A 24191-nucleotide genomic window follows, 5' to 3' on the forward strand; every position below is an offset into this window, starting at 1 on the left:
GGCACCGGGCCGGCGGGCGCGTGGCATGATGCCGGCCACCTGTGCTGCCAGTACCGACCATGACCATCAAGGGTAAAGCCACCTCGCTGGATATCGCCTACCTGGCCGGCGTGTCGCAGCCGACCGTGTCGCGCGCACTGCGCGGCAGCCCGATGGTCAACGAAGAAACCCGCAAGCGCATCCTGCGCATCGCCAACGAGTTGAACTACAAGGTCGACAAGAACGCCTCGTCGCTACGGCTGCGCAATGCGGGCACGCTGGCGCTGCTGTTTTTCGAAGACCCCACCGCCGACGATTCGCTGATCAACCCGTTCTTCCATTCGATGCTGGGCTCGATCACCCGCGCCTGCGCGCTGCAGGGCTACGACCTGCTGGTGTCGTTCCAGCAGCTGTCCAAGGACTGGCAGGCCGATTACGAAGACAGCAACAAGGCCGACGGCATCATCCTGCTCGGCTACGGCGACTACCAGCAGTCGCGCCAGCGGCTGCAGCTGCTGGTCGAACAAGGCACCCATTTCGTCCGCTGGGGCGCGGCGCTGCCGGGGCAGCCGGGCATTTCGATCGGCAGCGACAACTATCAGGGCGGGCTGGACATCACCGCGCATCTGCTCGCGCAGGGCTGCCGCCGCATCGCCTTTCTCGGCCACGCGTCCAATCATTACCCCGAGTTCGAAGAGCGCTACCGCGGCTACGTGGCCGCGCTCAAGCAACAGGCGTTGGTGGCCGATCGCGCGCTGCAGTTCGACGCGATCACTACCGAGTCGTCCGGCCATGCCGCGTGCCTGGCGCTGCTCGACAGTGGCCTGGCCTTCGATGCGGTGTGTGCGGCCAGCGACCTGATTGCGATCGGCGCCATGCGCGCCTTGCGCGAGCGCGGCTTGCGGGTGCCGCAGGATGTCGCGGTGAGCGGCTTCGACGATATCGCCCTGGCGGCGTCGGTGGCGCCGGCGTTGTCGACGGTGCAGCAGGACACCAAGCAGGCCGGCACGCTGCTGGTGGAAAGCCTGGTGGCACTGATCCGCGGCGAAGCGGCGCAAAGCCGCACGATCCCGGTGAAACTGGCCGTGCGCGACTCCTCGCGTAGCAATGGCCTGCAACCGCCGTTGGGCTGGACGCCGTCGCCGGCAACGGAGCCCGGCGATGTGGCGTGTGCTCAGGCGGCCAGCGGAGTTGCTGGACGCTGAGCGTCGGGAATCGGGAATCGGGAATCGGGAATCGTTAGAGCATGCATGGCTGGCTGCAGGATGGATCGCGGCCCACCGAACCCTGTGTAGGAGCGCGCTGGCGCGCGATGGAGCACCAACGGTAACGCCTCAGCGCGCGCAAGCGCGCTCCTACCGGTTGCGCAGCTCGCGCGCAGCTTGTTCGGTGATCGGCGTATGCAAAAGAAGATACGCCCATGCATGCGTGGCGGGCCGCGAGTCTGGTCGCGGCCATCGAATGCTTCGTAGGAGCGCACCCGGGCGCGACGGAGCATTCCCGGCAAGCCCTGTCGCGCCCGGGTGCGCTCCTACCTGTTGCGGGCGTCGCGCGCAGCTTGTTCGGCCATCTGCAGATCAAGCTGCTTGCGCAAGGCCGGATCGGTGACCGGCGCATCCGAGAGCAGCACGCGCACGCCGTGCGCGGGCACCGCGGCCAGCAGCCGACGTTGCACCCGCACCTGCTCGCCGCTCACCGCATCGCGCCAGGTGCCGGGCTGCAGAAAACGCGTCACTGCGATGGTCGCCACTGCGTCGCCCTTGTTGAGCAGCACCAACGCCGTCTGGTTGGCGCCCGCATGCTGATAGACCCGCAAGAACGCCGCCTGATCCCCGCGTAGCAGCACATCCACCTGTACGCCGCGCTGCAATGCCGGCGTATCGCGACGCAGCCGCGCGATCTGCTGCAGCGGGCCGAAGATCGGACTTTGCGGCGCGGTGCGGACGCGCTCCTGGCCAAAATAGTTGCGGTTGCCTGCATGTTCGGCACGCCCGCGCATGAAGCCGGTTTCCGAGCCGTAGTAGATCACCGGGATGCCGCGCGCGGTAAACAGCCAGTTGTGCGCGTCGATGAAGCCGGTGTCGCTGGCATCCAGGCGCGCCATGTCGTGATTGTCGTAGAAGCTCATCAGCTCGTACGGGTTGGCATATGGCCCCCGGCGCAGGAACAGCGGCGCGGCGAGCTTCTCGAACCCGGCCTGCTCATGGCCGAAGACAGCGGACAGCTGCTGCTTCAACGGGAAATCCAGCACGCTGACGCCGGCATTGCGCGCCCAGGTATGCCCAGCAATCTTGCTGGCGTCGTAATCGAAGGCTTCGCCGAACATGAAGAACCCGGGGCGTTTTTCGCGGATGCGCGCCACGAAGGCATGCCAGAAACGGTCGGGCATCCAGCCGATGGTGTCGATACGAAACGCGTCGGCGCCCTGCTCCATCCACTGCAGATACGCGCCGGCCAGATAATCGAGCACGGCGGGATTGTTTTCGTTCAGATCGGACAACTCGGCCAGGCCGCCGCCGGTGTTGTAGAACGCGTGCAGCGGAATGTGCTGCGGATCCAGCTGCGCCGGCGGCAGATTCTGGTGATCGGCGACCAGGCGGCCATCGGCGTCGTACAACTTGCCGAAGCCCGGCTGCGCCACCGGCATGCTGTAGGCCGGCGAGCCGTGATTGCCCACGATATCCAGCACCACCTTCAAGCGGTTGGCATGCATGGCGCGGGTGAAGCCGGCAAAGTCCAGGCCGGGACTGGGCAGATGCTCGTCGAGCTTGTAGAAATTCACGCCCCAGTAGCCGTGATAGCCGGTCTTGCCGTGGTCGCTGAGCGTACTGCCGCAGCTGATCGGCTTGCCGCCGGTGAAGGCCTGATCCGGATTGTCGACAATCGGCGTGATCCATACCGCGCCAAAGCCCATATCGCGGATGTAGTCGGCATGGTCGACGATGCCCTTGAAGTCGCCCCCCAGGTAACCGATGTTGTCGCCGACTCCATCTGCGCAAGGCGTCGGCACATCGAACGTGCGATGCGCACCGCCCTGGTCGCGCTGGTCGTTGCCGGGGTCGCCATTGACGAAACGGTCGGTCACCACGAAATACACCGCGTCGGCAGCGAACGGTTCCAGCGTGCCGTAGTAATCGCCGGGTGCAGCCGCCGCGCTCGCCGCCCCTGCAGATACGATCAATACAGCCATCATCACATACCGCATCACTGCCCTCCCGAGGCCATTGGAACCCGCACCACGCACACACCGGCAATGAGCAAACTGGCGCCACCGATGGCCAGCGCATGGATCGGCTGACCGCCCAGCCAGACGCGCAGCACGAAGCCCAGTGCGCTGGCCGCGACCAGCTGCGGAATCACGATGAAAAAATTGAAGATGCCCATGTACACGCCCATCTTGGCGGCGGGCACGCTGTCGGACAGCAAGGCATAGGGCAGCGACAGGATCGAGGCCCAGGCAAAGCCGACACCCAGCATCGACAGCAGCAGCCACTGCGGGTCGCGGATCACCAGCATCGACAACAGCCCGGCCGCCCCCAGCCACAGGTTGCACAGATGACTCCAGCGCAGGCCGATCGCACGCACCAGCAATGGAATGACCAATGCCGCCAATGCCGCAAACCCGTTGTAGGCGCCAAACAACACGCCCACCCAGTTCGCACCTTCGTTGTAGGCCGACGATGCGGTGTCCTTGGCACCGAAGTGCACCTGGGTGACTGCGGCGGTGGTGTAGATCCACATCGCAAACAGCGCGAACCAGGAGAAGAACTGCACCCAGGCTAGGCGTCGCATCGTCAGCGGCATGCTGCGCACGTCCTGCACGATCGCCACCAGCATGCCGGTCGATGGCAGCACGCGCGCCAACGCAAGCAGCGCACCGTAGGCGATGCACAGGCCGGCCAGCACGTAGAGCATGCGGTCGCCGTGCTGCCAGGCGATCGCAGCGGCGAGCAGCACACCGATGCCGCACCAGAGCACACTCGCACGTTGCGGCGGCAAGGTGCCGGCGATCGCTGCAGCCGCTACAGGCGGATGCGCATCGTCGAAACCGGCCAGCTGCTGCGGGCTGTATTCGCGCGTGCGCAGCACCGTCCAGCTGATCGACAGGAACAGCACCGCGGCACCGAGGTAGAAGGCGTAGCGCACGCTGTCGGGCAACTGCCCCGGCGGCGCGGTATTGGCCACGCCCCAATGCGTGAGCAACCACGGCAGGAAACTCGCCACAATCGCGCCGACCCCGATGAAGAAGCTCTGCATCGCATAGCCGGTGGGCCGCTGCGCCGGTGGCAGTTGATCGCCGACCAGGGCGCGGAATGGCTCCATCGAGATGTTGATCGATGCATCCAGCACCCACAACGTGCCGGCGGCAATCCACAGCATCGGTGCGTTGGGCATCACCAGCAAGGCCAGTGTGGTGAATACCGCGCCGACCATGAAATACGGACGTCGGCGCCCCCATGGCGTCCAGGTGCGGTCGGACAGGTAGCCGATGATGGGCTGCACGATCAGACCGGTGAGCGGTGCGGCGATCCACAGACCGGGCACATCGTCGACCTGCGCCCCCAGGGTCTGGAAGATGCGGCTGGCGTTGGCGTTCTGCAGCGCGAAGCCGAACTGGATACCGAGAAAGCCGAAACACATGTTCCAGATCTGCCAGAAACTCAGGCGTGGCTTGGCGGTCATTGCGCAGCCTCCGTGCTCGCTGCCGGGCCGACCAGCAGCGCGCTCACCTGCGCGGTGTTGACCACGCCATCGCGACCACCGCGGCCGCCGTTGTACTGCGCAAAATGCGCGAGCGCGCTCATGTTGAAGCCGTTTTCCAGCCGGAACCTGCACTGCTGCCCGTCTACCACAGTGAAGCTGACCTGCGTGGACAGCTGCTCGCCCACGCTATGCGGCATCACCACGACCTGCGACTGCGTCGCCTGCCCCGGGCATTCCAGCAGCAGCCGCTTGACCGCCGCAGTGACGCCGGTATTGATCGGCCCGTTGGGGTTGCGATAACGCAGCGATACGCGGTGCTGGCCCGCGCGCGTGGCAGTCCAAACCCAGGCCTCGCTGCCCGCGACTTCCTGCAACGGGCCGAGCGTCAACGCGGGACTGTGCAGCGACTCCAGGCCATCGGCGCGGCGGGTCAGGCTGAGCACGTGCAGCCGGCCGTCCTCGCGCAGGTCCCAGTGCTGCGTGGCGTTCAGTGCCTGCCCATCCATGTACAACGTCGCCCCTTCCGGAATCGCGATGCGGTAGCCGTCGCGCTGCCGTTGCGCAACAGGCGCTTCGGGCGTGCCGGGTGCGAACACCTGGTCTGGCTGCGGTGGAACCGTGGTGTCGGCCTTGCGGCCGACCAGATGCACCAGCGTGGTCTGGCCTTGTTGCTCGACCTCCCCCGCCACCAGCAACTCACCTGCATCCGCCGTCGGCCGCTGCAGCACATACCGCCGGGCACCCTGTTCAAGCACGATCTGCTGGCGTTCGCCAAACAACAACGGCAGCAACACCCGCGGCAGTTTCGGAGCGACGCTGCCATCGGCGCCCACGCCGAACACGCCTTCCAGCACGGCGGAGAGATAACCGGCAACCGACCACAACTGCCGCGGCGAATTCACCACCGGACCGCTGCGTGCGCCCTCCTCCACATGCACGGCCAGGCTCTGCATCTCGTAGTTTTCCATGTTGGAGCCGGCCAACGCGCTGCCGCGCATCAACGACTGCAGCTCCAGCGCAATACGCGGCGCATCGTCCAGCTGGCGTGCGGCGCGCAACGCATACGCGCTGACGAAGGGCCAGACGGCACGGTTGTGGTAGATCGGCTGCTCGGCTTCCTGCGGCCACACCACCGGGCTGCCGCCGGCAACCATCGGATACCTGCGCAGTGCGATACGCGCGCGGTCTTTCGGAAATACATCGGCCAGCACGCCGAGCGACACGCCGAGCAGATCGACCTTGGCGTAGCGCACCGGGTGCGCGGCATTGCCAAGGTAGCTCACGTACTGCTTGCTGCGCGCATCCCAGAAGCGCGCAGCGATGGCCTGGCGCAAGGCATCCGCCCACTGGGCGTACTGGTCCGCGCGCGCATCGCCATGCTGGCGCGCCAGTTGCTCGGCCAGACGCAGGGCCTGGTAGTGCAGCACGTTGGTGGACAAGGCAAAGGACTCGGCGATGAAACGCACGTCCTCACGCGTCCACCGCGGATAGGTCTGCTCGCGCCAATCCAGGAACGAGGTTTCGCCACGGTAGAGCCCGATCTGCGCATCGAATACCGCGGCACGGTCTTGCGCGATGGTGTCCTGTAATGCACGCCAGACCTCTTCAGCGAATGGCTGATCGTCCAGCAGGCCACGCGCGGCGAGGAACCACACCACACGGTCGCTGCTGATCGGCCAGCTGCCACCGGAGCCGGTGTCCTGCGCAACGAACAGTCCCGGCGTCTGCCCATCGCGCGCCGCCGACAGCTTGAAGCGCAGCGCATTGCGCGTACGCTCCGGCTCCAGCCGCGCCAACGCCAGATCGGCGGCGAAGCTGACATCGCGCGTCCATACGTAAGGCCAGCGCTCACCGGTTTCGAAACACGCGCATGCCACCGGCTTGCCGTCATTGAAGGCCGGATCGCGGATCGCATCGACGCGGTCGTCGGCCATTTCCTGCTGGGCCAGCGCAAACAAGGCATCGAACAATGGACTGGCAGTGTGCGTACGCATCGGTTGCGGCCCGATACGACGCTCGCCCTGCGGCCAGCGCAGCACGAACCCACCGTCTTCGAGCGCCTGCGCCTGCGCGCGGCGGCCCTGGAATTCCAGCTCGTCGGCCAATACCGGCGAGCTTGCCGCAACACCGAGCGTTGCAGCCATGCAGATCATCTTCAGCATCGACGCGGCGAGACGGCTTGCACCGTCGGCCTCCCTCCCTCGTTGCACGCGTTGTAGTGCGCGGCACTGGCGTGCCACGGGCGCGGACCCTCCCAGGTGCCGTGGCGCCATGGTAGACGCGCACTCCGGGGTTCGGCACCACTGCATACGTATTCATGGCATTGGCCGCAGTGCAGCATGGCCCATCCACGCCGCGTCATTGCATAGTCGCCACTGACGCAATGGCCGCCTTGGGAGGTGATATGCCGCTGTCTTCACGTCGCGTGCGTTCGACATCGAGCGCCGCAAGCAGTGCGCGCCTGCTTGCCCTGCTGCTGCTCGGCAGCCTTGCCGGCATCGGGCAGGCCGAGCGCATCGCCATCAGCGCGGATTCGCCTGGCAAGATCCTGCAGGTCACGCTGGAAGTGGATGGCGGAACACCCTACTACCACGTGCAACGCCTGGGCCAGCCGGTGCTGGAGCGCTCGCGCCTGGGCTTCCAGTTACGCGACGGCCGGCTGGACCGCGGCCTGGTCGTCCTCTCGCAAGCACGCCAAGCCCATGACGATACCTGGGAACAACCCTGGGGCGAGACGCGCCTGGTGCGCAACCACTACAACGAACTACGCGTCAGCCTGGGCGAACCCGATGGCGCGCAACGCAGGATCGACGTGATCTTCCGCGTGTACGACGATGGCATCGGCCTGCGCTATCACTTCCCCGAACAAGCGGAATTACGCGAAGCCATCATCGACGAGGAAATCACCGAATTCGCCATCGCGCAGCCGTCCGAAGCGTGGTGGATTCCTGCAGGCGAGCCGATCCACTACGAATACCTGTATCAGCGCACGCCGTTGAACCAGGTCGCGCTGGCGCATACGCCACTCACCTTGCGTACCGAGAGCGGGCTGCACATCGCGCTGCATGAGGCGGCGCTGGTCGATTACGCCGGCATGTGGCTGCGCCGTACCGAAGGCCGGCGCCTGCGCGCGCAATTGTCCCCCGCTGCCGAAGGCTGGAAGGTGCGGCGCACGCTGCCCTTCGACACGCCGTGGCGCACGCTGCAGATCGCCGATCAGGCCACCGGCCTGGTGGAATCCAACCTGATCCTCAACCTCAACGCGCCCAACGCCTTGGGCGACGTGAGCTGGGTCAAGCCGTCCAAGTATGTCGGGGTGTGGTGGTCCATGCATCTCAACCAGCAGACCTGGGCGACCGGGCCGACCCACGGCGCCACCACCGCCAACACCAGGCGCTACATCGATTTTGCCGCGGCACACGGCTTTCGTGGCGTGCTGGTGGAAGGCTGGAATCCGGGCTGGAACGGCGAATGGTTCGGCAACGGCGGCAGCTTCGACTTTACCCGGCCGACGCCGGATTTCGACCTGCCCGCACTGAGCAACTACGCCGCCGGCAAGGGCGTGCATCTGATCGGCCATCATGAAACGGGGTGCGCAGTGGATCATTACGAAGACCAGATCGCCGAAGCGATGGACCTGTACGCCCGCTTCGGCGTGGACTCGGTCAAGACCGGCTATGTCTGCGACGACGGCCAGGTGGAACGTCGCAACCCGGCAGGCGGCACACCGCTGCGCGAATGGCACGACGGCCAATGGATGGCGCGCCATCATCTGCGCGTGGTACGCGAGGCCGCCGAGCGGCATCTCGCCGTCAACGCGCACGAGCCGATCAAGGACACCGGCCTGCGCCGCACCTATCCCAACTGGATCTCGCGCGAAGGCGCGCGTGGCATGGAGTACAACGCCTGGGGCCAGCCACCGAACCCGCCCGAGCACGAGGTCAACCTGGTGTTCACCCGCCTGCTCGCCGGGCCGATGGATTACACGCCGGGCATCGTCAGCCTGAAAGGCCGCGACGGCCAGGCGATTCCCAGCACGCTCGCGCGCCAGCTGGCGCTGTACGTGACGCTTTACAGCCCGATCCAGATGGCCGCCGATCTTCCCGAGCATTATCTGCAGCACCGTGACGCCTTCCGCTTCATCGAGGACGTGGCGGTGGATTGGGACCAGACCCGTGCCTTGAATGGCGAAGTCGGCGACTACGTCACCATCGCCCGCAAGGACCGGCATAGCCGTGACTGGTTCCTGGGCAGCATTACCGACGAGCATGGCCGGCTGCTGCAGGTGCCGCTCGGATTTCTTGAGCCTGGCGTGCGTTACACCGCGCAGATCTACCGCGACGGTGACGATGCGGACTATGTCGGCAACCCGTTCGCCTTTGTGCGCGAACAACGCCAGGTCAGCAGCGTTGACACGCTGGAACTGCGTCTTGCGCCAGGCGGTGGGCAGGCGATTCGCTTCGTGCCGATGGATGGGAAGCGCTGACTTGGTCACAACGGCTTGCCGAGGCGGCCTTCAACGCGACCGATAATTGCATCACGCAGCGGCACCGCAGCCGCTGCGGATCGCGCAATGACGTTGCCTCACGCCGGGCGCACCTCGTACCGCGCTGCAGCGGAGCTTGCGTGGAATCGATTTCAGCGCAATCACCCGGGTTGAATACGTATGCAGTGCCCGTTTGCGTGCAGGTGCCGTGTCTACCATACGTCGCAGTCGTGATGCCGGTGGTGGCGCGCGATGCAATGCATCCAGGCGTCTGCCGGATCGAAAAATCAAAGAACAACATGTACCTGGGAGGGGAAAATGTTGAAGCACAAGCGCTCCGCGCTGAGTATCGCCCTGGCCGTTGCCATGGCACCGACGTTGGCGGCCGCACAATCGGCGGCGCCGGCGCAAGCAACCGACACCGAACAAACTGCTTCCGAAAACACCGCCGGCGCGGTGACCGAGCTGGACAAGGTCCAGGTCACCGGCCTGCGCCGCGCGATCGAGGGCGCCATCTCGGTCAAGCGGGATTCCACCTCGATCGTGGAAGCCATTTCCGCCGAAGACATCGGCCGCCTGCCGGACGTGAGCATCGCCGAATCGCTGGCGCGCCTGCCTGGCCTGGCTGCACAGCGTGTCGCCGGTCGCGCGCAGGTGATCAGCGTGCGCGGGCTGTCGCCGGATTTTTCCACCACCCTGCTCAACGGCCGCGAAGTGGTCAGCACCGGTGACAACCGCAGTGTGGAATTCGACCAATACCCGTCCGAACTGGTCAGCGGCGTCACCGTCTACAAGACGCCCGATGCCGGCCTGGTCGGCCAGGGCTTGTCCGGCACCGTCGACATGCAGACCGCACGCCCGCTCAGCTACAACGAGCGGGTGATCGCCATCGGTGGCCGTTACCAGCGCAACTCGCTGGGCAAGGCCGCCAACGTCGATCCGTACGGCAACCGCTTCAATATCAGTTACATCGACCAGTTCGCCGACCGCACCATCGGCCTGACCATCGGCTACGCCCACACCGACATGCCGATCCAGGAAAACCAGGTGGGACTGTACGAGCCCTGGCAACCGGTCAATGCACAGCGCCCGCGCCCCGGCGTGGCCGATGGCATGTACTTTTCCGACGGCATCAAGGCATTGCGCCGCACCGGCAACCAGAAGCGCGACGGCGTCATGGCCACGTTGCAGTACCGCCCATCCAACGCGTGGACCAGCACGCTCGACGCCTTCCACACCGAAGCCGAGCAGATCGACACCGCCAACCAGTTCGAGCTCAACCTGAGCAACTACAACGGTGGCTATACGCCGGGCTTGAACATCAGCAACGTGCGCGTCAACGACAGCAACAGCTTCGTCGGCGGCACCGCCAGCGGCGTCTACCCACTGGTCCGCGGCATGTACAACAAGCGCGAAGACACCATCGACGCGTTTGGCTGGAACAACGAGATCTCCGCCGGCGCCGTCAAGATCGTCGCCGACCTGAACTACTCCAAGGCCACCCGCGACGAATTGAACCTGGAGAACAATCTCCAACGTGCGCCCATGCCGCAGCTGGACACCGTGGGTGTGTCTGTCGTCGGCAACGGTTTCTCGCGGCTGGCGCCGGGCATGAATTATTCCAGTCCCGACGCGCTGTTCCTGACCAACACCATCTATGGTTCCGGCTACGGCAAGGTGCCGCGCGTGGAGGATGTGCTCAAGGGTGCACGCCTGCAGGCCAGCTTCCCGATGCCCGACGCGTTGAGCTGGTTTTCGGATCTGGATGTGGGCGTCAACTACGCCAACCGCGAAAAGCAGAAGACCCAGCCCGAAGGCAACATCACCCTCGGCGCGCAGGGCGAATCCACCATCGCGCCGGACCTGCAGTACGCGCCTGTCAATCTGGGCTTTGCCGGCATCGGCTCCCTGCCCGCCTGGAACGTGCCGGCGGTAGTCTCGCGCTACATGCTGTTCAACCCCAGCGACGACGCCTCGTTCCTGGTGTCCAAGGCCTGGACGGTCGAAGAGAAGATCACCACCGCCTGGGTGCGTGCCAATCTCGATACCGAATGGGGCGATGTGGGCGTGCGCGGCAATCTCGGCGTGCAGTTGCAGAGCGCCGATCAGTCCTCGCGCGCGAGCTATTGGGACGCGTCGCAGCCGGTGGGCAGCGAAGTGCGCCCGATCGACGACGGCAAGACCTACCGCGACTGGTTGCCCAGCCTGAACCTTGCGTTCCAGTTCCCGTACGAGCAGACCTTGCGTTTTGCAATGGCAAAGCAGGTTGCACGTCCGCGCGTGGATCAGCTGCGCGCCTCGCTGGAATTCGGTGTCGACACCTCCACCGGCCGCCCCGGTGCCAGCGGCGGTAACCCGATGCTCGATCCCTGGCGCGCGAACGCCATCGATCTTTCCTACGAAAAATATTTTGCCGAGCGCGCCTACGTGGCCGCAGCGTTCTTCTACAAGGACCTGAAGAGCTACATCTACACCCAGAGCCGCGACAACTACGATTTTTCCGCATTGGTCGCTGGCTACGTGCCGCCGCCGGGCTCGGCGCCGGTGCTGACCACCGGTACCTTCAGCGCCCCGTTCAACGGCAAGGGCGGCACGCTGCGCGGCGCCGAACTCACTGCATCGCTGCCGCTGGATCTGCTGTTCGCGCCACTGGAAGGCTTCGGCATCCAGGCCAGCGCCACCTTCAACGACAGCGACGTCAAGATTCGCGACCCGGAAAGCGCCTCCAGTGTCGGCGATGGCGAGATCAGCCTGCCCGGCCTGTCCGAACGCGTCTACAACCTCACCGCCTACTACGAGCATAAGGGTTTCGAGGCACGCGTCAGCCAGCGTCGGCGCTCGGACTTCATCGGCGAGATCGGCAACTTCAACGGCAACCGCACGCTGCGCTACGTCGTCGGCGAAAACATCACCGACGCGCAGATCAGCTACAGCTTCAGCGACAGCAGCGACCTCGCCGGCCTGACCCTGCTGCTGCAGGCCAGCAACCTCAGCAATTCGCCCTACCGCACCTATGCCGAAACCAAGGACCGTCCGCTGGAATACATCGAATGGGGCCGCACCTTCGTGCTGGGGGTCAACTACAAATTTTGACGGGATGTGAGCTGCAAGCGATGCGCTGATTTGGCTACATCGTCACCTGCGTGTGCAGCGTTAGCTGTGGCTGGATGGTTACCTATGGCTGGATCGTTATCTGTAGCCGCAACGTCACCTGTGGCTGCATCGTTACCTGTGCCTGCAGCGTCACTTGTGGCTATCGTGGCCCCTAGCTACAGCGTTACTTGAGGCTGCATCATTATCTGTAGCTGACTCACTGCCTGTAGCTGACTCACTGCCTGTAGCTGAATCACTGCCTGTAGCTGATTCGTTGCCTGTGGCTGCAGCGTTCCCTGCGTGCCACTGAGCTGACCGCCGACGGCGCCAGTCCTCTCCACCAGGAGCACCAAAGCCCCTCTCCCACTGGGAGAGGGGTTGGGGTGAGGGTACGGCGCAAGCGCAGCGTGCACCCACGCAGTGCCCAGCGTTGCTCCATGGGCCGTCACTCAGGAGGCGGCGCTGCTGAGCAATAAACAACGATCACCTTTTTGACCGGCCAGGCGCCATCAATCAAAAGAAACCCGCCGACGTGATGTCGGCGGGTTTCTTTTTCCAGGTTTCTTTACCCGAATCTGTATCCACTCTGTATCCACTTCTAAAAAACGCCCAAGATCAACTGCCGATCAAGGCATTACCGGATGTAAAAGCAGCGCTATTCGCACGGCATCGGCCTGGGGCATCGCGATAGCACCAAGGCTGCCCGCAACACATCCATCCTCGCAGTCGATCACCATCGATCTGTACCTACCGGTCGGACATCCCGGACGTATGCAAGGCATCACCGCGTGCCGCGTCCGAACAGCAGCAAGGGGATCCATGAAAGGCTCGCGCAGCCCGCGTCGCACTGCAGGTAGCCAGCGAACCAAAGAACTCCGAGGTAAAGAAAAGCGAGGCACCCCGTCAGGAATGCCTCGCTACGTGGAAGGCGATCACGCAACCACAGCTACCGGTCACGATGCCACATCAGCCACCTTCGATCGCGCACACCACCGCATGCCCGGCCAGGCGCAGGTGGCCATGTTCGATGGCTCCGCGCTCCACGCCCGGCACATCGACTTGCCTCCAAGCGCCAGCCGGAAGCCCAAGTTCGGCCCTGTGCGCCGACAGATTGAATGCCAGCAACATCACCCGGCCGGCATGCTCGCGCCGGAACATCAACACAGGCTCGGCGGTGTCGTAGAACGTGATCGCACCCTCGCGCAACGCAGGCTCGCCCTTGCGCCAGGCCAGGAACTGGCGCACCGCGCTGAGCACGGACAATGGATCGTCCTGCTGCACACTCACCGCGTTCGCACGATGCGCCTCAACCAGCGGCAACCACGGCTTGCCGCTGCTGAAGCCTGCCGACGGCGCGTCCGTCCACGGCATCGGCGTGCGGCAGCCATCGCGCCCCTTGAAGGTTGGCCAGAAGGTGATGCCATACGGATCGCGCAGGTCCTCGTACGCCACCTCCGCCTCGCCCAGGCCCAGCTCCTCGCCCTGGTACAGGCAGATCGACCCGCGCAGCGAGCACAACATCGCCACCACCATCCGCGCGAACGCCGGCGGCGCATCTGCCCCGCCCCAACGCGTCACCGCGCGCACCACGTCGTGGTTGGAAATGGCCCAGCACGGCCAGCCCTCCAGCATCGTGGCTTCGAGCCGGCTCACCGTCTCGCGGATATAGGCCGCGCTATAGTCCTGCACCAACAGCTCGAAGCTGTAGCCCATGTGCAGGCGGCCATGAGCGGTGTACTCGGCAGTGGTCGCCAACGAGTCTTCCGACGAGATCTCGCCAAGACTCACGGCATGCGGATAGAGGTCCAGCAGCCCGCGTAGGCGCTCCAGGAAGGCCAGATTTTCTGGCTGCGTGTTGTTGAAGTAGTGGTACTGATACGCGTACGGATTGTCGGCACTGAAGCCGCGCCCCACCCGCTTGTCGGCCGGCTTGGCCGGATTGTCACGCAACTGCGCATCGTGGAAGCAGAAGTTGATCGCATCCAGGCGGAACCCATCCACCCCGCGATCCAGCCAGAAGCGTACGTTGTCCAGCGTCGCCTGTTGCACCTCGGTGTTGTGGAAATTGAGGTCTGGCTGATCCACCAGGAAGTTGTGCAGGTAATACTGTTCCCGCCGCGGCTCCCACTGCCACGCCACCCCACCGAACAGCGACAACCAGTTGTTGGGCGGCGTCCCGTCCTCACGCGGATCGGCCCACACGTACCAATCCGCCTTCGCGTTGGTCCTGTCCTGCCGGCTCTCCTGAAACCATGCATGTGCGATCGAGGTATGACTCAACACCTGGTCGATCATCACCTTCAAGCCAAGGCCATGTGCCTTGTCGAGCAAGCGATCGAAATCGTCCAGTGTGCCGAACAGCGGATCCACCGCACGATAGTCCGCAATGTCGTAGCCGAAATCGGCCATCGGGGACTTGAAGAACGGCGAGATCCAGATCGCATCCACGCCCAGCCCGGCGATGTAGTCGAGCTTGGCGATGATGCCAGGCAGATCGCCCACCCCATCGCCATTGGAATCCAGAAAACTCCGCGGATAAATCTGATAGATGACGGCCCCGCGCCACCATGGTGTCTGCGACATGTACGCCCCTCCCGGGCCATTGCAGGCGCCAGAACATGCGCCCAGCCAAGGCAGTTAGGGTAGCGGCGCCCGCAGCGTACGGCGCATTTGTGCATACGTATTCATGTCGCTAGGCAGCAAGGCCTCGATCGCTCAAAAAGCTACATTACGATTCGCAGCATCTCACTAGTCACCATGCTGGCATGACATGCAAAAGACGTCAGACCCAAGCGCATCAAAGCGTTGCATGTAAAAATTTCTGTTCTGCAACTGAAACTGGCGGCTGATTGACACCAAAAGCGACCTGTTACGGGGCTGCCAGCAACCAATGCATCACCCGTCCGTTAATCTGCGACGGGTTTTAGACACATTGCGCATACCGACTCGAGCTTATGCGTGATCCTCAAGGTCGTCGTCTTTGGCACGCTTGCGTTTACCTGAGCCCTTTCGGTTCGCATAGAAGTCCTCCAGCCACTGCTCTGGCGTCAGCTGGTCTACGCTTACACCCAGCTTGTCGGCTTTCCGCGACAAAATTTGATGCATGATTTCGATGTTGTCAGTTGAGGATGAAATCACTGAAAGGGCATCATCCATCCCACGCAGGTTGAGCTGGCACACCGCCGAGGCATGGCCCTGCTTGACCAAGAAGCAACGCGAGCGCTCGTCCAGCGATACCACCACTTGGTATTCGGCATCGGTGAGCTTGAGCCCTTCGATGTAGTCGTCGCGGCTGGCGCTGGGATTGGGCAACAGGATCATGGTCGCAGTCTGTTCGATCAACGCGGCTGCGATGTCGCTGGCCAATGCGTCTTCCGGACTCTGCGTGGCGAAGATGCCCAGACCGTTCTGCTTACGGATGGTCTTCTGCTTGTTCTTGGCGAACTCTTTCAGCCCACCCTTGCCGTCCAGGATCTTCCAGAACTCGTCCATGACATAGATCAATGGACGCCCGTCGATCAGCGCTTCCAGGCGATGCAGCAGATAGTTGATCACCGGCACGCGTACTTCGACGTTGTCGATCACATCGGTGTAGTCGAAGCCGATGATCGATGCGCGCGTCAGGTCGACGGTGTCCACTGGGTTGTCGAATACCCAGCCCAGCGAATTGCCGGCAGTCCAGCGGCGCAGGCGTGCATACAGCCCATCGTCGCCCATGTTGGGCAGGCTCTTGCGAAAGTTGCTCATGCTACGCAGATGCATCGGCGTATCCAGCATACCTTCCACCGCGCGATAAATGTCTTCTTCCTCGCGCGAACTGTACTCCGGCTTGCCGCCCAGCACCTTGATCAGCTCAGCCAGAAATTGCGTGTTGGCCTCGTTGCGTTCGCACTGGAACGGATTAAAGCCAGTTGGCGCACCATTTTCTAGCGCAAGATAGTTGCCCCCGCAGGCACGCACAAAGATTTCAGCGCCGCGGTCCTTGTCAAAGAAGAAGATTGTCGGAACCGGATCGAGCTTCTGCACCTGGCTCAACAGGAAATTGATCAGTGCGGTCTTACCCGTACCCGACTTACCGATCACCATCGTGTTCGCGATAGCTTTCTCTCCCAGCGAGTTTTCGGCCGGATGGGTAGCGTGGAAGTTGAAATAATACGGTTGACCATTGGTGGTCTGCAGCGTGGTCACGCAGTCCCCCCAAGGGTTGTTATGTTGCTTACCCTGCGCAAAGTTATGCAGCGGGGAAAGACCGAGAAAATTAAGAGAACTGAGATTGGCAATTCGAGTACGGAAACGCCAATTTCCCGGTAGTTGCGCGTAAAATGACGACGCTACTGCGAGATCTTCCTTGGATGAGACAAAGCCGGCATTGGATAGCTCAGCACGGGTAGTTGCGATCTGCTTGGCCAGCTTCTCTTGGCTGTCGGCATAAACAGCAATCGTAAAATGGTACTCACCAAGCACAAAATTGCCCGAAGCCACGTCATCCATCGCAACATCCAGATCCCGGATCTGACTGGACGACTTGTCTCCCGACGAGATCATCATACCCTTTGTACGCTCGAGCACTTTAAGCGCGTCGTGGCGGCCGACAGGACTAAACGAGTGCGTCACTACATACTCAAAATCCAGGTATTTCAGACCGTTGAGAATGCCTGGATACGTTCCATCAGCATATTCTTTAACGTTAAGAATTGCACCGAAGTGATTAAGACCATCGGGCGTGCGAATGACGAAGTCACCCGTTTTATTAGCGAACATGTGCTTACTAACTGGAAGGTATGCCTGCACCGGCGCTTGCAACACAGGAACAGGCTCATCAATCCGGTTAAGCAAATAGCCAAGAAACTCCAACGTTTCTGAAAAAACAATACCGTTCTTGGCTTCATACATGCCCAACCGGTAAGGGGAATAGTCCTTCAGCACCGCCTCCACGTTGGTGGCGAGCTCTATCATCTTCGCTACCGCCTGCTCTTCTTCCAGGCGGATTCGCTCCGGGTCGCCAGACTTTTCGACAAGACGACGACCAGTGACCACCGGCCTATAGATCATGCTGAAGTAAAGCTCATTCTGCATGATCTTTTGCGACGATAGAGCAGCGTAATACTCGTCGGACAACCCCTGATTGAAAGACTGCTTGAAGCGACTGGCATTGCCAATCCTGCGACGACGGCGGACGTCGTGCACCCAGAATGCCACGTTCGCGAAATCTGGCGCACGTAAGGTCTGAAGCAAGCGATTGAACGTGTTGTGACGCTGTTCCAACTCGAACTCGTCGCGTCCGACGAAAGGAAGACCACCTAGATGCCAGATCAACAAATAGTCGCCACCAGTCGTCTTTAGAACCGACGGTGCCACGTGCGTCGAAATGGAGACGAATTCGCTGATTGGACTATCTGGACTTAACATGGAATTACCAGTTTAAAGAAGGAAACGTCAAAAAAAGCAATCGACATAAGCACCAGCCCCATGCAGCTTGCGCGCATGGGGCTGATAGAGCAGATCCAGGTGATTACTGACGCTTTCCAGCAAGCACCTTGCGATATTCGTTAGGGCTAAACACCCACATTCCGGAATAGCGCTGCAGATTACGGACGCGCATCCGAAATAGCCATCGCAACCCCAACAATCTGAAAATCATTTCATCCCTTTTGGCCATTTGCTGCATGATGAAGATGAAAACAGGAATAGTAAGGAGGAACCACAAATCGAAGTACATACCCATCATCAGGCCACCACCGGCACCGACGAAGAATGGGATATAGGGAACCCCCAAAAACATCGCCGGGCGAGTGCACCCACGAAAAAGTACATCTTTATGCATAGTGATGGATGGCTTGCAGTAGCGCCATGGCCGCTTCGCCCGTGCACTGGTTGTCACGCTTGCCGATCACCATATTGGCAATCTGGCCGGCAGCACCAATCAATACGCCGCCAATCAGAATCGGCGACACTTCAGAAATGCGTTTGTGGGCAAAGGCAATCTGATAACCAGCGACAATCACCGCAATCGTCACAACAGCTACAGAACCCATCGTAAGCAACGTATTGACATTATCCAGAAAACCACACACTTTTTCATCGGTCTTTGCCAAGTCACCGACCTGAGCGCCAGCACCACCGGCTACCAGCAAGGCCGAGGTGAAAACCAACGCCTTCAGAGCCTGAATACCGACCATCTTGGCGTCGGCGATCAACTGTTTGTTATTAACTGATTTCATGATCTATCTCCTTGGAACGGGGGGACTCGTAACCATCCGATGGCAATTTTTCATCCTTGCTAAAACACAAAAGCACTATCTACTTGAGACTGTCGAGGCGGCGTGGGATCAGGAGCTGGCGCGGCTTGACTAGCTGCAGCCGAAGCAGCGGGCTGCCCTCCTGCAGCAGGAACAGCGACGCCACGCCCCTGTCCGGTTGCTCGAATGACGTAAAGGTCGCTTTCCGCTTGAATCGGCGAGGAGGCCACCGCGCGCTGAGCAGGGACGGGCGCGGGTGCACTTTCGGGCAGCGTTTGGCGCTGCACTTGATTTTGCGCAGGTGCAGCCATGTCTTGAATCCGACGTGAAATGATGGCATCTGCAAGTCCAGCGGCAATTTGACGCGCAGGATTCTCGTTACGTATCTTGATCGGCCGATTAGGAATGACTCCGATCGGCTCAGCGCCACCTGCAGAAGCCACTGACTGCCGGATGGATGCGTAAATCTTCTGCACGTAGCCGTGCTTGAAGCCAGTCTCAAAATTACCGGAATAGTAACAGCTGAACGATTTACCCCAATTTGCACCTGAGCGAGAATGGCATTCAGCCAGAATCTTTGAGGCTGCAACCAAATTAGGGCATTTGGCAAACGCCATTTCGTAACTCGTCAGTCCGTACTTCAGCAGATTATAGCGATTGACCTGACCCAGGCCGAGAGAGAAGTTGTAGCCCTTTTGCTCCAACATCCTCGCAGTAGCGACCGCTTCTTCAAGACCCCGCGGCTCACGCACCAGCCTGCCACCAACCACACCGATTGCGTAAGGATTACGTGATGATTCAACGCGCACAACGTGCTGCATCACCTCGCCAGGGACGGCTAGTCCGGTGCATCCCATGAGTTCCATGCCAGGCAGCATAGCAGCCTCCTCAAATTCGATCGACGTCAGTTGCTTGCGGCTAGTTAGCCGCCCCGCAGTGTTCTTACCGGATCAAAATCGATCCCTGTGATGAAGCGACGTCCGGCATGCGCCTTGATATGCACCACAATATCGATGGTCATGCGCAGCAATCGCTTGATCACCTCGAATTCTAAACCAGAACCCTCGCTAGAGGCCTTCACCATAAGCGCAAGCTGATCCCACGTCTGCTCCACGCTTCCTGCGTGACAACTAGTGATAGAGCCAGGATGGCCGGAAGCGCAGTTCCGGATGAAATAGAACGATTCATCGCCGCGTAATTCCGCAAGGATAATTCTGTCAGGCTTCATCCGGAGACAGGCCTCCATGCAGCTTTTTGCGGTTACATTGCTGGCGCTCTGCCCTCCTTTTGAATAAAGAAGATGCACCGAGTTCGGCTGGCTGATGAAAAGTTCTCGAGCATCCTCGATAGTGACCAGGCGCTCTTCGTTAGGGATATGATTGACCAGTGCTTTCATGAACGTGGTTTTACCACTACCGGTTGCACCGGCCACGACCACGTTCTTCTTGTAAAGTACAGACTTCTTAAAAAACTCCGAATAATCTTTATTGCGGCGTAATTCAAGCAGCTCACGATCATGATCACTAACATCCGCAGCCTGTTCCAACACCTGGTCAAAGAACCCGTCATGCTTATACTGCTCGAGGGTCTTGGTATGTTTGGAAGGCAAACGAATTGTGATCGAAACCTTGCCGGCATCGCATGCAGGAGGGATCACAAACTGCGCGCGCTGACCGGTTGGAAACGTCAAAGAAACAACTGGATCGGCGTCAGTAATACGCTGACCCGTATTACTTTCATTAACAACTGCGGTGCAAAACTGCCTTGCTCGATCGAATGTTAGGGATGGCACGTCCATACGCTGCCAGCCATTGATGGTTTCGAGATAGATTTCGCCAGGACGATTGATGCAGATTTCAGTAACTTCAGGGGAATTCAGATAATCAAGAATACCCAGCACCGAGTACTGATAATCAAGAAAATCGTTAGAAATCCGCGCAAGCGGAGAATCGTCAATCGTCATGACGGCACCTTCACTCACTTTGGCAACACCGCTGTGAAATCAACGTCCTTGGCTACATAAACGTTCAGCACTGTTCCCTGATTGATCGTCACAGTTGCAGGGCGGCGGCCGGATTTTGCGACTGCTTGCTCCGCGATATCCTGAATGCTACGAGCGGTATTGCTTTCAAACGGCTGCTGGGTGATGACACCACTACCGACACCAACGGTGGTTGTCTCAGGGCCATATTCTGCTGCGGCGTACTTAAATGCGTCACTCAGCATACTGATGAATAGCGCAGACGCAATTTTATTGCCCCAGTGAGCGTTATACTGGCCTGGATGACCCGCACTACCCAGATTGTCAATGCCTGGCCCTTCCAGCATTACATCGATGCCAGTCGGGGTCGTGATGCGGTCCCAGACCACCTGCATGCGAGGAGAAGTCGGCTCCTTTGCTGCGTATTGCCCAAGCATCTTTGAACCCTTCGGCAACAGCAAATTATGCCCATTAATTGAATATACGGGCTCGGTCACGATGCATGATGTAAAGCCATCGAAATCACTGATGATTCGGGTCTCTAAAATGCAGCGAATATACGTTCCGCGAACTAGCAGTCCATCTGGATTACTAATTGGCTTGGCCAAGGTAACTTGCTTGTCTTCCTGATCAGCTGGCAGCTGTGCCCCTAGCAGACCACTGCTAGCTTGTGGGCCCTGTCCGGCAGACTGTTCAGCGAGGATACGGCGCTCCAGCAACGTAGGACCACGCTCGCGCTCAGGAGCGATGACACGCTCCTCGTTATACTCAGGTGGCGCAGTTGGCAAAGGCAGCGGATCTTGCTGCTGCACAAGCGGCACTGGGCTGGGGTCGACAGACGATGTGATATTTTGCGGCAACGCTGGCGCGACGACCGTTTCAACGCGCGGCTTCACCGTCTCCGGTTTACCTGAGCTACGTGAAACTAGCCAGAAAATCGCAAGAATCAACAATGCTGCGATACCGGCCAAAAACACCAGGGCTTTGCGATTGAGCCGCTTGATGTCGTTGGAGTGCAACACGGGCTCGTTGGCATCAAGATCCGGAGCTTCGGCTGCCCTCTGACGCGCAAAGTAAGGGTTGCTTTCGCGTTCGTCGTACTCTGCACGGGACTGCTCATCGCGTCCGGGGATGCGCTCGTCGGAGTTGTTTGGCGTATTTGAGTTCACTTTTGCTTATTCCTTCGCAGACCTACGACATTGCTGCCATGGCGAACTACCAGAAATGGATAGGTGCCATGCACGATCAATGTATTTCCTTCAACCGTGGTATTGACCAAAAAGTCTTCAGAGTGCTCTTTTTCACGACCGAAGACAGCAGGAAAATTACCTGTCGGGAAGCGGGTCAAATCCATATTTATGTAAGTGAACTTGCCGTCGTCGTATACGCGACTCGGAATCAACCAGGATTTTTTAGTTCGCGTCGAATAGTCATAATCATAATAATAACGGCGATCCTTCAATATCTTGGCATTCAGTTGCGGGCCATCCTTAACCGCCACCGCCTCCTCGGGACCGTTAAAACTGGCATCCTTTGGGTAAGTGAATACTATCTTATACTGCACACCAGCCTGTTTTGCCTGTTCCAAACGCTGCCAATCAGTCGCCACCACCTTAAGTTCAAGAATGTATGAATGCGTCGCAGTACGAATCATCATATTCGTATCGACATCGACATTCTTTGGCTTGAGGTAGAAAACATTTTCGCGGCGGGTCAACTCCCAGCCACCGGTAAAACCAGTACTGTAGTCCAGGATTTTTTCGTTCGGACTAAGCTCCACCTGAGTTGTGATTCCCAGTCCCGTACGCACCTGATAAATGCGGTCTGGCGCATACTCATACTCCTGCACCACCTGTGCAGTCGCGGAGGGCACGCATAACGCAAGCGGTAGCAGCGCAAGTAGCGACGTCCTGTATCGACTAAAGAGATTCATCTACCGCTCGCTCCATTGACATTATTCGGTGTCCCCTGGGGTTGGATCGCAGGCTGGGCCTGATTTGGATATGTCGCTGGCGCCATCTGTTGCTGAGCCGGCACACCAGCAGGCGCCTGGAGAATCTGCTGGGCAGGCATCGTACCCGCCGGCACTGCGTTAGGCGCACCTGGAGCAGCAGCTCCAGGCATTCCGGGCTGCACTATCGGAACTCCTTGAGAAGCTGCAGCTGTTGATGGAAGCATCTGCGTGCCGGAAGCAGGAGTCGCGGGCAGAGCCGAATAGTCATTATCTACGCGATAATCAGTGACTCTGAAGCCTAGCGGATTTTCCACCCTCAGCTCATCGGTCATCTGGAGATTATCTTGGTAAACAAACTCCATTGTCGCGATCTTGTTATCTAACAAAGTGCTGACCGTAGAGCTTTTATCGTAGATATTTCGCTGGAAACGTACCGTCGCCCCTGAAAAAGGCTTACCCTTCCCACCAATAAGAGTGATGCTTAGGATCGTGATACGAATTGCGCGATTCCTTCCATAGACGATGAAAGGCCTGGCCGGATTATTGGCGGCATGCAGCGCACGATACTCAGCAAGTACGCTCGTGGCGGCCATTGATCCGACCGTATTCCAGTCACGATCGCTGATCGTCGATGCGTCATACGACTCGCGGGCTATGATAAAGCGTGCAATATTGCTACGCGCTAGTGCCTCGCTCGTACTAACTGCACGTCCACCAAAATTCGCCTCGAGTTTTGCAATCGTGCTGGTTCCCGAGTAGGCGTCAGCCATTACCAGGTATGGCACCTTCTCTTTCAGCGGCAGCATGTAGTAGTAGCCGCCGGCCGTCATAACGGTAATGATCATGGAAACGGTCGCCACCATCCATGCACGCTTTTCGCTGCGGCGTGCGAGATCGGCGATGCTGACCTCGTAGTTCACCGCTTTCTGGACGGCCGCACCCACTTGGGCAGATCCGTCCTTTTCACTGACCTTCTTACGCAACATGTCTAGATCCGTCACCGTAGGGCCTTGTCAGGCCTGAAACTATTGCCGCGACGTGCGCGGACACATGGGAGGCTTGAGCTGGCTCACCGACCCGAATGCTGGGAGCATCGGATCAGCAGTTCAGCTCTTAGAGCTTGGCTCCAGACGACACCGGCACCGGCTGTACCAGCAACTTGTTGGCGGAGACCGAAACCGACACACCTTGCGCTGCGTACACCGCGCTCAGCTCGGTGGCGGCTTGCTGCACGCTGGTGGTGCTGATATTGGAAACCGGGGCGATCAGGGTGTAGTCCGAAGGCAGGTTGTAGGACAGCTGCATGTTGGAATCCGTGGCCCACCGCTCCAGCATCGTCTTCAACGTGCCGTCCATCGGCGTGGCCTGATACGTATAAGAGGTGTAAAGCGGAATTTCGGTAGGTGCTTCGTCAAAGTGATTGACGTGCTTCCAACGTCCACCAAAATCGGGAGCAGGCTTGGTCGCGCAGGCCCCGACCAACGCAGCGACCACCAAGACCAGCGACAGCTTGGACACAGACATCGGATTCACTCTGACTTCTCCAACTCATGAGATTTCGGGCTTAAGACGGACAGCACAACAGCTCCGCTCACCTTCGGGTGACGGAGGGGATCTGCCTTTGATGACTCGATCGAGTGTGCGCGGCCGCCCGAACCAGCCCGAACAGGCCAGTCAGCGTCATGCATGCGCACACCCGGTAAAAATGAATACGCCGAAGAACCATCCATAGCCTTACTCCTGTACGACCCCGTC

16 protein-coding genes are annotated in these 24191 nt (G+C 60.4%); 3 read left to right on the forward strand and 13 right to left on the reverse strand.

All coding sequences use genetic code 11. The annotated features are described in order from the left end of the window. Positions 1-59 precede the first annotated feature (59 nt). Positions 60-1184 (forward strand): LacI family DNA-binding transcriptional regulator, encoded by a 1125-nt coding sequence (locus H7A86_RS12810; protein ID WP_119131341.1) that lies wholly within the window; start codon positions 60-62, stop codon positions 1182-1184. A gap of 326 nt (positions 1185-1510) precedes the next feature. Here the strand turns inward: H7A86_RS12810 and H7A86_RS12815 are convergent, their stop codons facing one another. The 3 genes from H7A86_RS12815 to H7A86_RS12825 are packed head-to-tail and all read right to left on the reverse strand — an operon-like array spanning position 1511 to position 6845. Next, the gene (locus H7A86_RS12815) at positions 1511-3172 is read right to left on the reverse strand and encodes an alpha-amylase family glycosyl hydrolase (RefSeq protein ID WP_180707879.1); all 1662 of its coding nucleotides are present in this window, start codon (positions 3170-3172) and stop codon (positions 1511-1513) included. Between the two features lie 11 nt (positions 3173-3183). After that, positions 3184-4662, reverse strand: a complete 1479-nt coding sequence (locus H7A86_RS12820) for an MFS transporter (RefSeq protein ID WP_119131340.1) — start codon at positions 4660-4662, stop codon at positions 3184-3186. Continuing rightward, the gene (locus tag H7A86_RS12825) at positions 4659-6845 is read right to left on the reverse strand and encodes a glucosidase family protein (RefSeq protein WP_119131339.1); all 2187 of its coding nucleotides are present in this window, start codon (positions 6843-6845) and stop codon (positions 4659-4661) included. Before H7A86_RS12825 ends, H7A86_RS12820 begins: the two co-directional genes overlap by 4 nt. A 242-nt stretch (positions 6846-7087) precedes the next feature. Here H7A86_RS12825 and H7A86_RS12830 point away from each other — a divergent pair, with 242 nt between their 5' ends. Continuing rightward, positions 7088-9169 carry a glycoside hydrolase family 97 protein gene (locus tag H7A86_RS12830; protein ID WP_119131338.1) on the forward strand — a complete coding sequence of 694 codons (2082 nt, stop codon included), beginning with the start codon at positions 7088-7090 and terminating at the stop codon, positions 9167-9169. Positions 9170-9487: 318 nt separating this feature from the next. After that, on the forward strand, positions 9488-12262 hold the full coding sequence (locus H7A86_RS12835) for a TonB-dependent receptor (protein ID WP_180707880.1): 2775 nt from the start codon (positions 9488-9490) through the stop codon (positions 12260-12262). A 966-nt stretch (positions 12263-13228) separates the two neighbouring features. On the opposite strand, the gene H7A86_RS12840 is transcribed toward H7A86_RS12835, so the two are convergent. From H7A86_RS12840 to H7A86_RS12885, 10 genes are all read right to left on the reverse strand, one after another. Continuing rightward, positions 13229-14845, reverse strand: coding sequence for an alpha-glucosidase (locus H7A86_RS12840; RefSeq protein WP_119131336.1), 1617 nt, complete (start codon positions 14843-14845; stop codon positions 13229-13231). A gap of 369 nt (positions 14846-15214) precedes the next feature. Then, positions 15215-17671: a VirB4 family type IV secretion/conjugal transfer ATPase gene (locus H7A86_RS12845; protein ID WP_119131335.1), complete on the reverse strand. Its 2457-nt coding sequence runs from the start codon at positions 17669-17671 to the stop codon at positions 15215-15217. A gap of 103 nt (positions 17672-17774) precedes the next feature. After that, positions 17775-18086 carry a VirB3 family type IV secretion system protein gene (locus H7A86_RS12850; RefSeq protein WP_104554109.1) on the reverse strand — a complete coding sequence of 104 codons (312 nt, stop codon included), beginning with the start codon at positions 18084-18086 and terminating at the stop codon, positions 17775-17777. Beyond that, positions 18079-18483 carry a TrbC/VirB2 family protein gene (locus tag H7A86_RS12855; protein ID WP_104554108.1) on the reverse strand — a complete coding sequence of 135 codons (405 nt, stop codon included), beginning with the start codon at positions 18481-18483 and terminating at the stop codon, positions 18079-18081. The genes H7A86_RS12850 and H7A86_RS12855 overlap by 8 nt, the downstream gene beginning before the upstream one ends. A gap of 59 nt (positions 18484-18542) precedes the next feature. Next, positions 18543-19367: a lytic transglycosylase domain-containing protein gene (locus H7A86_RS12860; protein WP_167764275.1), complete on the reverse strand. Its 825-nt coding sequence runs from the start codon at positions 19365-19367 to the stop codon at positions 18543-18545. 56 nt (positions 19368-19423) lie between these two features. Continuing rightward, positions 19424-20464 (reverse strand): P-type DNA transfer ATPase VirB11, encoded by a 1041-nt coding sequence (virB11, locus tag H7A86_RS12865; protein WP_024937943.1) that lies wholly within the window; start codon positions 20462-20464, stop codon positions 19424-19426. A 14-nt stretch (positions 20465-20478) separates the two neighbouring features. Then, positions 20479-21651, reverse strand: a complete 1173-nt coding sequence (locus H7A86_RS12870) for a TraB/TrbI/VirB10 family type IV secretion system protein (protein ID WP_119131334.1) — start codon at positions 21649-21651, stop codon at positions 20479-20481. After that, positions 21648-22415 (reverse strand): TrbG/VirB9 family P-type conjugative transfer protein, encoded by a 768-nt coding sequence (locus H7A86_RS12875; protein ID WP_104554105.1) that lies wholly within the window; start codon positions 22413-22415, stop codon positions 21648-21650. The genes H7A86_RS12870 and H7A86_RS12875 overlap by 4 nt, the downstream gene beginning before the upstream one ends. Then, complete coding sequence (locus H7A86_RS12880; protein ID WP_180707881.1) at positions 22412-23422, reverse strand: VirB8 family type IV secretion system protein; 1011 nt, start codon at positions 23420-23422, stop codon at positions 22412-22414. Before H7A86_RS12880 ends, H7A86_RS12875 begins: the two co-directional genes overlap by 4 nt. A 127-nt stretch (positions 23423-23549) precedes the next feature. Continuing rightward, positions 23550-23960 carry a TcpQ domain-containing protein gene (locus tag H7A86_RS12885; protein ID WP_016901077.1) on the reverse strand — a complete coding sequence of 137 codons (411 nt, stop codon included), beginning with the start codon at positions 23958-23960 and terminating at the stop codon, positions 23550-23552. Between the last annotated feature and the right edge of the window lie 231 nt (positions 23961-24191).

Origin of the sequence: Xanthomonas euroxanthea (genome assembly GCF_903989455.1) — a bacterium.
In the GTDB taxonomy this organism is placed as follows: domain Bacteria; phylum Pseudomonadota; class Gammaproteobacteria; order Xanthomonadales; family Xanthomonadaceae; genus Xanthomonas; species Xanthomonas euroxanthea.

Excerpts from the sequence above, each read along its gene's own strand:
- H7A86_RS12810 (WP_119131341.1), top strand. The coding sequence starts at position 60 with ATGACCATCAAGGGTAAAGCCACCTCGCTGGATATCGCCTACCTGGCC.
- H7A86_RS12815 (WP_180707879.1), bottom strand. The coding sequence starts at position 3,172 with ATGATGGCTGTATTGATCGTATCTGCAGGGGCGGCGAGCGCGGCGGCT.
- H7A86_RS12820 (WP_119131340.1), bottom strand. The coding sequence starts at position 4,662 with ATGACCGCCAAGCCACGCCTGAGTTTCTGGCAGATCTGGAACATGTGT.
- H7A86_RS12825 (WP_119131339.1), bottom strand. The coding sequence starts at position 6,845 with ATGCTGAAGATGATCTGCATGGCTGCAACGCTCGGTGTTGCGGCAAGC.
- H7A86_RS12830 (WP_119131338.1), top strand. The coding sequence starts at position 7,088 with ATGCCGCTGTCTTCACGTCGCGTGCGTTCGACATCGAGCGCCGCAAGC.
- H7A86_RS12835 (WP_180707880.1), top strand. The coding sequence starts at position 9,488 with ATGTTGAAGCACAAGCGCTCCGCGCTGAGTATCGCCCTGGCCGTTGCC.
- H7A86_RS12840 (WP_119131336.1), bottom strand. The coding sequence starts at position 14,845 with ATGTCGCAGACACCATGGTGGCGCGGGGCCGTCATCTATCAGATTTAT.
- H7A86_RS12845 (WP_119131335.1), bottom strand. The coding sequence starts at position 17,671 with ATGTTAAGTCCAGATAGTCCAATCAGCGAATTCGTCTCCATTTCGACG.
- H7A86_RS12850 (WP_104554109.1), bottom strand. The coding sequence starts at position 18,086 with ATGCATAAAGATGTACTTTTTCGTGGGTGCACTCGCCCGGCGATGTTT.
- H7A86_RS12855 (WP_104554108.1), bottom strand. The coding sequence starts at position 18,483 with ATGAAATCAGTTAATAACAAACAGTTGATCGCCGACGCCAAGATGGTC.
- H7A86_RS12860 (WP_167764275.1), bottom strand. The coding sequence starts at position 19,367 with ATGGAACTCATGGGATGCACCGGACTAGCCGTCCCTGGCGAGGTGATG.
- virB11 (WP_024937943.1), bottom strand. The coding sequence starts at position 20,464 with ATGACGATTGACGATTCTCCGCTTGCGCGGATTTCTAACGATTTTCTT.
- H7A86_RS12875 (WP_104554105.1), bottom strand. The coding sequence starts at position 22,415 with ATGAATCTCTTTAGTCGATACAGGACGTCGCTACTTGCGCTGCTACCG.
- H7A86_RS12880 (WP_180707881.1), bottom strand. The coding sequence starts at position 23,422 with ATGTTGCGTAAGAAGGTCAGTGAAAAGGACGGATCTGCCCAAGTGGGT.
- H7A86_RS12885 (WP_016901077.1), bottom strand. The coding sequence starts at position 23,960 with ATGTCTGTGTCCAAGCTGTCGCTGGTCTTGGTGGTCGCTGCGTTGGTC.